The sequence below is a fragment of the Paucibacter sp. KBW04 genome (assembly GCF_003852425.1).
GTDB lineage: Bacteria > Pseudomonadota > Gammaproteobacteria > Burkholderiales > Burkholderiaceae_C > Paucibacter_A.
Genome location: NZ_QAJN01000029.1, coordinates 1 through 7,415, shown reverse-complemented (window position 1 = coordinate 7,415; position 7,415 = coordinate 1). Strand labels below are relative to the sequence as shown.

At 63.6% G+C, this 7,415-nt stretch carries 6 protein-coding genes; 3 read left to right on the top strand and 3 right to left on the bottom strand.

Features of this window, described 5'->3' with window-relative positions:
• Positions 1 to 384: 384 nt before the first annotated feature.
• Positions 385 to 3,201, top strand: a complete 2,817-nt coding sequence (acnA, locus tag DBR47_RS24485) for an aconitate hydratase AcnA (RefSeq protein ID WP_124455133.1) — start codon at positions 385 to 387, stop codon at positions 3,199 to 3,201.
• On the opposite strand, the gene DBR47_RS24480 is transcribed toward acnA, so the two are convergent.
• From DBR47_RS24480 to DBR47_RS24470, 3 genes are all read right to left on the bottom strand, one after another.
• On the bottom strand, positions 3,198 to 3,899 hold the full coding sequence (locus tag DBR47_RS24480; protein ID WP_124455131.1) for a riboflavin synthase subunit alpha: 702 nt from the start codon (positions 3,897 to 3,899) through the stop codon (positions 3,198 to 3,200). The genes acnA and DBR47_RS24480 overlap by 4 nt on opposite strands.
• A gap of 35 nt (positions 3,900 to 3,934) precedes the next feature.
• Positions 3,935 to 5,137 carry an ammonium transporter gene (locus DBR47_RS24475; RefSeq protein WP_124455129.1) on the bottom strand — a complete coding sequence of 401 codons (1,203 nt, stop codon included), beginning with the start codon at positions 5,135 to 5,137 and terminating at the stop codon, positions 3,935 to 3,937.
• Between the two features lie 189 nt (positions 5,138 to 5,326).
• Positions 5,327 to 5,677: an ArsC family reductase gene (locus DBR47_RS24470; RefSeq protein WP_124455127.1), complete on the bottom strand. Its 351-nt coding sequence runs from the start codon at positions 5,675 to 5,677 to the stop codon at positions 5,327 to 5,329.
• Positions 5,678 to 5,723: 46 nt separating this feature from the next.
• Between DBR47_RS24470 and aat the strand changes: the two genes are divergently transcribed.
• Complete coding sequence (aat, locus tag DBR47_RS24465) at positions 5,724 to 6,479, top strand: leucyl/phenylalanyl-tRNA--protein transferase (protein WP_124455135.1); 756 nt, start codon at positions 5,724 to 5,726, stop codon at positions 6,477 to 6,479.
• Between the two features lie 12 nt (positions 6,480 to 6,491).
• Positions 6,492 to 7,226: an arginyltransferase gene (locus tag DBR47_RS24460; RefSeq protein ID WP_124455125.1), complete on the top strand. Its 735-nt coding sequence runs from the start codon at positions 6,492 to 6,494 to the stop codon at positions 7,224 to 7,226.
• The last annotated feature ends 189 nt before the right edge of the window (positions 7,227 to 7,415 follow it).

Sequence of the window (7,415 nt, the reverse complement as noted above, 5' to 3'; positions counted from 1 at the left end):
GAGGCTTAAAGATACAAGGCTCAGCGCCTGCCCGACCCCTATCGCCTAGGAGTCTGCGCGGCAGAAGGCGTCGATCGCGAGAAGTGGCCCCAGCGAGGCCAGTTTTTGCCGGATTTGCAGCCCCATAGCGGGGCTATGGGGCAAAAAGCCGGTGAACACGAAGTGAGGCAAAGCCAAAAGTGGACCGCTGCGGTCGCTTCGTAGCCGACGATTCTTCTGCCGCGCAGACTCCTAGCCGGGGTCCCCACCAAGCCGCCCAGAGTCAAGTGCCTGGGCGGCTTTTTTGTGTACCTGCTCGCCGCCAGAGCGGGAAAGCCCGGCGAAACCATGCGCCACACGCAAGAGGCCGATACTTCAGCTTCCAACAATGCTCCGGAGGCCTTGATGACTCAACACGCATTCGCCCACACCTACGCCCACTTCACCACGCCCTCGCAGCGCAGTGGGGCCTACTACTCCCTGCCCGAGCTGGCCAAGCAGTTTCCCAATGTGAAGCGTTTGCCGCTTTCGCTGCGGGTGGTGCTGGAGTCGGTGCTGCGCAACTGCGATGGCAAGCGGGTCAGCGCCGAGCATGTGGCTCAGCTGGCCAACTGGGCGCCCAAGGCCGAGCGTAGCGAGGAGATCCCCTTCGTCGTTGCCCGCGTGGTTTTGCAAGACTTCACCGGCGTGCCACTGCTGGCCGATCTGGCCGCCATGCGCAATGTGGCCGCCGCTGCGGGCAAGAATGCCAAGGCCATCGAGCCCCTGGTGCCGGTGGATCTGGTGGTTGATCACTCGGTGATGATCGATCACTTCGGCAGCAAAAAGTCTTTGGACTTGAATATGCAGCTGGAGTTCCAGCGCAACCGGGAACGCTACGAGTTCATGAAATGGGGCATGCAGGCCTTTGACACTTTCAGCGTCGTGCCGCCGGGCTTTGGCATCGTGCACCAGGTCAATCTGGAGTTTCTGGCGCGCGGCGTGCACAAGACCGGGGCCAAGGGCGCCAAGCTCTACTACCCCGACAGCCTGGTGGGCACCGACAGCCACACCACCATGATCAACGGCATCGGCGTGGTGGGCTGGGGCGTGGGCGGCATCGAGGCCGAGGCCGGCATGCTGGGCCAACCGGTTTACTTCCTAACCCCCGATGTGGTCGGCTTTGAACTGACGGGACGGCTGCGCGAGGGCGTCACCGCCACCGATCTGGTGCTGACCGTCACCGAGATCCTGCGGCGCGAGAAGGTGGTGGGCAAGTTCGTCGAGTTTTACGGCGAAGGCACGGCCAGCCTGGCCGTGCCAGACCGCGCCACCATCGCCAATATGGCCCCCGAGTACGGCGCCACCATGGGTTTCTTCCCGGTGGACGAGAAGACGATTGAGTACTTCAAGGGCACGGGCCGCAGCAAGGCCGAGATCGAGGCCTTTGAGACCTACTTCCGCGCTCAGGGCATGTTCGGTGTTCCGCTGTCCGGGCAGATTGATTTCACCCAGGTGGTGACGCTGGACCTGGGCACCGTCGTGCCCTCGCTGGCCGGCCCCAAGCGCCCGCAGGACCGCATCGAGATCACGCATCTGTCCAGCCGCTTTGCCGAGTTGTTCAGCGCCGGCCCGGCCGCCAACGGCTTCAATCAAGCGGCCGACAAGCTGCATCAACGCTACCCGGTGGGCGAGCCCAGCCCCACCGCGCCGGCCGTCCATCCCGGCTCGGCCCGTGCCGTGGTGGAAATGGTGGGCAATCGCCCCACCCTGGCAAGCAGCCAGAGCAAGCCTGAGCTGGACATCGGCAATGGCGATGTGCTGATCGCCGCCATCACCTCCTGCACCAATACCTCCAACCCCAGCGTCATGCTGGCCGCCGGCCTGCTGGCCAAGAAGGCGGTGGAGGCAGGGCTCAAGGTGGCACCGCATATCAAGACCTCGCTGGCCCCGGGCTCGCGCATCGTCACCGAGTACTTGGAGCGCGCCGGCCTGCTGCCTTATCTGGAAAAGCTGGGCTTCAATGTGGCGGCCTATGGCTGCACCACCTGCATCGGCAATGCCGGCGACCTCAGGCCCGAGATCAATGCCGCCATCACCGGCAATGACCTGATCTGCGCCGCCGTGCTCTCCGGCAACCGCAATTTCGAGGCCCGCATCCACCCCAATCTCAAGGCCAACTTCCTGGCCTCGCCCCCCCTGGTCGTGGCCTATGCCCTGGCAGGCAATGTGATGGTGGACCTGATGACCCAGCCGATTGGCCAGGGCAAGAAAGGACGCGAGGTCTTTCTGGGCGATATCTGGCCCAGCAGCGATGAGATCTACGCGCTGATGAAGTACGCCATGAATGGCAAGGCCTTCCGCGCCAATTACGAGCGGGTGGCGGCCAAGCCCGGCAAGCTGTGGAAACAGATCGAAGGTGTCAGCGGGGATGTCTACAACTGGCCGGCCAGCAGCTATATCGCCTGCCCGCCCTTTTTTGATGCTTTCACCCAAGAGCCTCAATACGCCCAAGCGGGCGTCAAGGCGGCCCGCATCATGGCCTTGTTTGGCGACTCCATCACCACCGACCATATCTCGCCTGCGGGCTCCATCAAGCCCAGTTCGCCCGCCGGCCTGTATCTGCAGGCCCAGGGCATCCAAGCCGCCGACTTCAATAGTTATGGCTCACGCCGCGGCCACCACGAGGTGATGATGCGCGGCACCTTTGCCAATGTGCGCATCAAGAATCTGATGCTGCCGGCCGGCCCAGATGGCAACCGCATCGAGGGCGGCCTGACCCTGCGCCAGCCAAGCGGTGAGCAGCAAAGCATTTACGACGCGGCCATGGCCTATATCGCCGAGGGCACGCCCACGGTGATCTTTGCCGGTGAGGAATACGGCACCGGCTCCAGCCGCGACTGGGCCGCCAAGGGCACGCAGTTGCTGGGCATCAAGGCCGTGGTGGCGCGCAGCTTTGAGCGCATCCATCGCAGCAATCTGGTGGGCATGGGCGTGCTGCCCCTGCAGTTCAAGGGCGAGGACAGCTGGCAAAGCCTGGGGCTCAAGGGCGAGGAGTTGATCGACATCCTCATCGAGGGCGAACTGGCCCCGCAGCGTGAGGCGCAGCTACTCATTCAAAGGGCCGACGGCAGCCGGCAAAGCGTGGCCCTGACCCTGCGCATCGACACCCCCATCGAGGTGGACTACTACCGCCACGGCGGCATCCTGCCCTTTGTGCTCAGGCAGCTGCTGGCAGATTAGCCAAGCCGGGGTGGCTCGGCCAGGGCATCCAAGCTCTGGCCCGAGGCCGCCAGCAGCTTCTCCAGCGCAGGCAGCAAGGGGCCCAGGCGCTCGTCCAGGGCCTCGCGCACGGTGTCCACAAAGACCTGGGTGCTGCGCTCGATCTCGATATTGAGCGCCGCACCCTCGGCCTTGTCGCCAAAGGTGGTGGCGCGCAAGGTCTCGGGGATCAGCCAGACCTCGAACCAGCCGGCCTTGCGATCGGCCTCGGCGACGGTCAGGCTGGCGCCGTTGATGGCGATATAGCCCTTGGCAAAGATGTAGCGCATCCAGGGCTGGGGCACTTGGATGCGCATCACATGGTTGTGCTCAGGTCTACGAATACCGGCCAGCGTCGCCATAAAGTCCACATGGCCCGACAGGGGGTGGCCGCCGATCTCGGCGCCATCACGGGCGGCCCGCTCCACATTGATGCGGCTGCCCTCGTGCAAATCGGCCAAGGTGGTCAGGCCCAGGCTTTGCTGCATCACATCGAACTCGGCATGGCGCGCGTCCTGGATGCGGGTCACCGTCAAGCAGACGCCGTCGCAGGCCACGCTGGCACCGATCTCCAGGCCCTCGCAAAAGCGCTCGGGGAAGCTGAGCAACAGGCTGCGCAAGCCGGGTCTATCGGTGATGGCCGCCACCTGGGCGACGCCTTGAACAATACCTGTGAACATGAGACAGCAAGAAGGGGAAAAAGATGGAGGCGAGCTTACCAGCTGACCTCCCGGTCGGGCGTAGAGCCGATCTTGTGCAGGGACAGATCGGCGCCCTCGAACTCCTGCTCCTGGCTCAGCCGCAAGCCGCTCAAGTTCTTGATCACGCCGTAGACCAAGAACCCGCCACCGAAAGCCCAAGCCACACCCAGCAAAGTACCCAGTAGCTGCGAAGCAAGACTGACTCCGCCCAAGCCGCCCAGGGCGTGGCTGCCAAAAATGCCGGCCGCGATGCCTCCCCAGGCCCCGCACAGGCCGTGCAGGGGCCAAACGCCCAGCACATCGTCGATCTTCCAGCGGTTCTGTGTCAGGGTGAACATCCTGACGAAGATGAAGCCCGCCACGCCGCCCACCACCAGGGCGCCATAAGGGTGCATCAGGTCCGAGCCGGCGCACACAGCAACCAGGCCGGCCAGCGGGCCGTTGTAGGCAAAACCGGGGTCGTTACGGCCCATCAAGACGGCCACCAGGGTGCCACCGGCCATGGCCATCAGGGAGTTCACCGCCACCAGGCCGGAGATCTTGTCCAGGGTCTGGGCGCTCATCACATTGAAGCCGAACCAGCCCGCCGTCAGCACCCAGGCACCCAGGGCCAGAAAGGGGATGCTCGAGGGCGGATGGGCGCTGATGGCGCCGTCCTTGCGATAGCGGTTCATGCGCGGGCCCAGCAGCAGCACGGCGGCCAGACCAATCCAGCCGCCCACCGCATGCACGACCACGCTGCCGGCGAAATCATGAAACTCGGCGCCAAACTGGGCCTTGAGCCAGGCCTGCAGGCCCAGGCCCTGATTCCAGGCCACACCTTCAAAAGCCGGGTAGATCAGGCCGACGATCACCGCCGTGGCCATCAGCTGTGGGCCAAAGCGGGCCCGCTCGGCAATGCCACCGGAGACGATGGCGGGAATAGCCGCCGCGAAGGTCAGCAGGAAGAAGAACTTCACCAACTCATAGCCATTCTTGGCCGCCAAGGCCTCGGCACCGGTGAAGAAATGCGTGCCGTAGGCCACCGTGTAGCCGAGCATGAAGTAAACCAGGGTGGACACCGCAAAGTCCACCAGGATCTTGACCAGGGCGTTGACCTGATTCTTCTTGCGCACCGTGCCCAGTTCCAGGAAAGCGAAACCCGCGTGCATGGCCAGCACCATGATGGCGCCGAGCAAGATGAACAGCACGTCACCGCTTTGCTTGATGTTCTCCATGAAGTCCTCTGTTGTGGCTGAACAGGGCCTTCAGGGGTGTGATGCACCGATTCGGCCCGACGCACCAAAGGAGCAAGAACAATGCCCAATTTAGGGCGAGGCGCGCCAGCATGGCGCGCACCAAGACAAGGCTTCCCAGCCTTTGATGCAGTGATTTGGTGCGAGCAACGCACCAAATCACTGCGCGTTTTAGAGATGGCTTTGGAACAACTCGGGCGAGAAGCCCACGCTCAAGCGGCCATCCGCCCATTGCACGATGGGGCGCTTGATCACGCTGGGCTGCAACTGCATCAGGGCGGCAGCGCTGGGGGCGTCCACCACGGCGGCCTTGGCCGCGTCATCCAGCTTGCGCCAGGTGGTGCCGGCGCGATTGATCACTTTCTCCCAGCCCAATTGGGACAGCCAACGATCCGCCTGCTCGGCAGGCACACCGGCCTTTTTGAAGTCGTGAAACTCAAAATCCAGGCCTTGATCACCCAGCCAGGTGCGCGCCCGCTTGACGGTGTCGCAGTTGGGAATGCCAAAAACAATAATCTTCATGGCCGAGAGTTTATGGCCTGATTTGTGCCGCTACGATCAGGCCAAGATGATTGACTGGCTTGACGACACCCCCACCCATTTCCCGCCCAGCAGCCGTGCCCTGGGCCCGGACTCCGAGGCGCCTGGACTGCTGGCCGCCGGCGGCGACCTGAGCCCCTTGCGCCTGCAGACGGCCTATTCGCGCGGCATCTTCCCCTGGTACGGGCCAGATCAACCGCCGCTCTGGTGGGCGCCCGACCCACGCATGGTCTTGCAGACCCAGAACTTCAAGCTCTCCCGCTCCTTGCGCAAGACTTTGGCGCATTTTGTGCGCTCACATAGCTGCGAGATCCGCATCGACAGCGCGCGGGCCGAGGTGTTGGCCGCTTGCGCCAATGCGCCACGTGAAGGCCAATCTGGCACCTGGATCCTGCCCGAGATGCAGCAGGCCTATCTAGCCTGGGCGGAAGCATCGGGCCGCGTGCACAGCATCGAGACCTGGATGGATGGGGAACTGGTGGGCGGCCTGTACGGCATCAATCTGGGCCGCATGTTTTTTGGCGAATCGATGTTCATGCGCCGCACAGACGCCTCCAAGATCGCGCTGGCCGCCCTGGTCTGCCTGTGCCGGCAGTTCGACATCCCCTGGATTGACTGCCAGCAAAACACCCGCCATCTGGCCTCGCTCGGCGCGGCCGAGATCCCGCGCAGCGTGTTTGAGGCGCATCTCGCCAGCGTTTGCCAGCAGGCGCAGCCGGGGCCCTGGACCTATCATCCTTCCCTGTGGACCCAGCTTGGCGGCAGCTTCGCCGACCCGTATTGAAAATCGCTTGCCGTGACTTATCCCAAGGACCTTCCGCTCGCCCAACTGCAGTTCTATGCCACGGCGGCCTACCCCTGCAGCTATCTGCCCGACCGGCAAGCACGCTCTCAGGTCGCCACGCCCAGCCATCTGATCCATGCCGACGCCTATTCCGGCCTGGTGGAGGCGGGCTTTCGGCGCAGCGGCCTCTTTACCTACCGGCCTTACTGCGATGGCTGCAAGGCCTGCGTGCCCATGCGCATCCCGGTCCAGCAATTCAAGCCCAGCCGCAGCCAGCGCCGCGCCTGGAGCCAGCATCAGGATCTGCAGGTACGGGTGCTACGCCTGGGCTATAGCCAGGAGCATTACGAACTCTATCTGCGCTACCAGACCGGCCGCCACGCCGGCGGCGGCATGGATAACGACAGCGTGGATCAGTACACCCAATTCCTGCTGCAAAGCCGCATCAACTCGCGCTTGGTTGAGTTCCGCCAGCTGCAAGCCGATGGCCGGGCGGTGCTCAAGATGGTGTCCATACTGGACATCCTCAGCGACGGCCTGTCCGCCGTCTACACCTTTTATGAGCCCGAGGAAACTGCCAGTTATGGCACTTACAACGTGATGTGGCAGATCGAGCAAACCAAGGAGCTGCAGCTGCCTCATCTCTACCTCGGCTACTGGATCGCCGAGAGCCCCAAGATGGCTTACAAGGCCAAGTACCGGCCGCATCAGCTGCGGCTGGACGGGGTCTGGCAGCAGCCGGACTGAGATTGGCCTTGTATCTTTAAGCCTCGGACCAACTCGGGTAGCCCGAGCGGCCTCTGGGCCAGTTGTGGAATCCCGTGACTGAGCACTGGGCGCCCGAGTTGGACCGTCCTTCTCTGCAGCCCGAACGGTTGTAGGAACTTGAAGTTCGCATAGACAAGGATGGGAGAGTGGACGTGTCCGACTCTGTTT

Excerpts from the sequence above, each read along its gene's own strand:
- acnA (WP_124455133.1), top strand. The coding sequence starts at position 385 with ATGACTCAACACGCATTCGCCCACACCTACGCCCACTTCACCACGCCC.
- DBR47_RS24480 (WP_124455131.1), bottom strand. The coding sequence starts at position 3,899 with ATGTTCACAGGTATTGTTCAAGGCGTCGCCCAGGTGGCGGCCATCACC.
- DBR47_RS24470 (WP_124455127.1), bottom strand. The coding sequence starts at position 5,677 with ATGAAGATTATTGTTTTTGGCATTCCCAACTGCGACACCGTCAAGCGG.
- aat (WP_124455135.1), top strand. The coding sequence starts at position 5,724 with ATGATTGACTGGCTTGACGACACCCCCACCCATTTCCCGCCCAGCAGC.
- DBR47_RS24475 (WP_124455129.1), bottom strand. The coding sequence starts at position 5,137 with ATGGAGAACATCAAGCAAAGCGGTGACGTGCTGTTCATCTTGCTCGGC.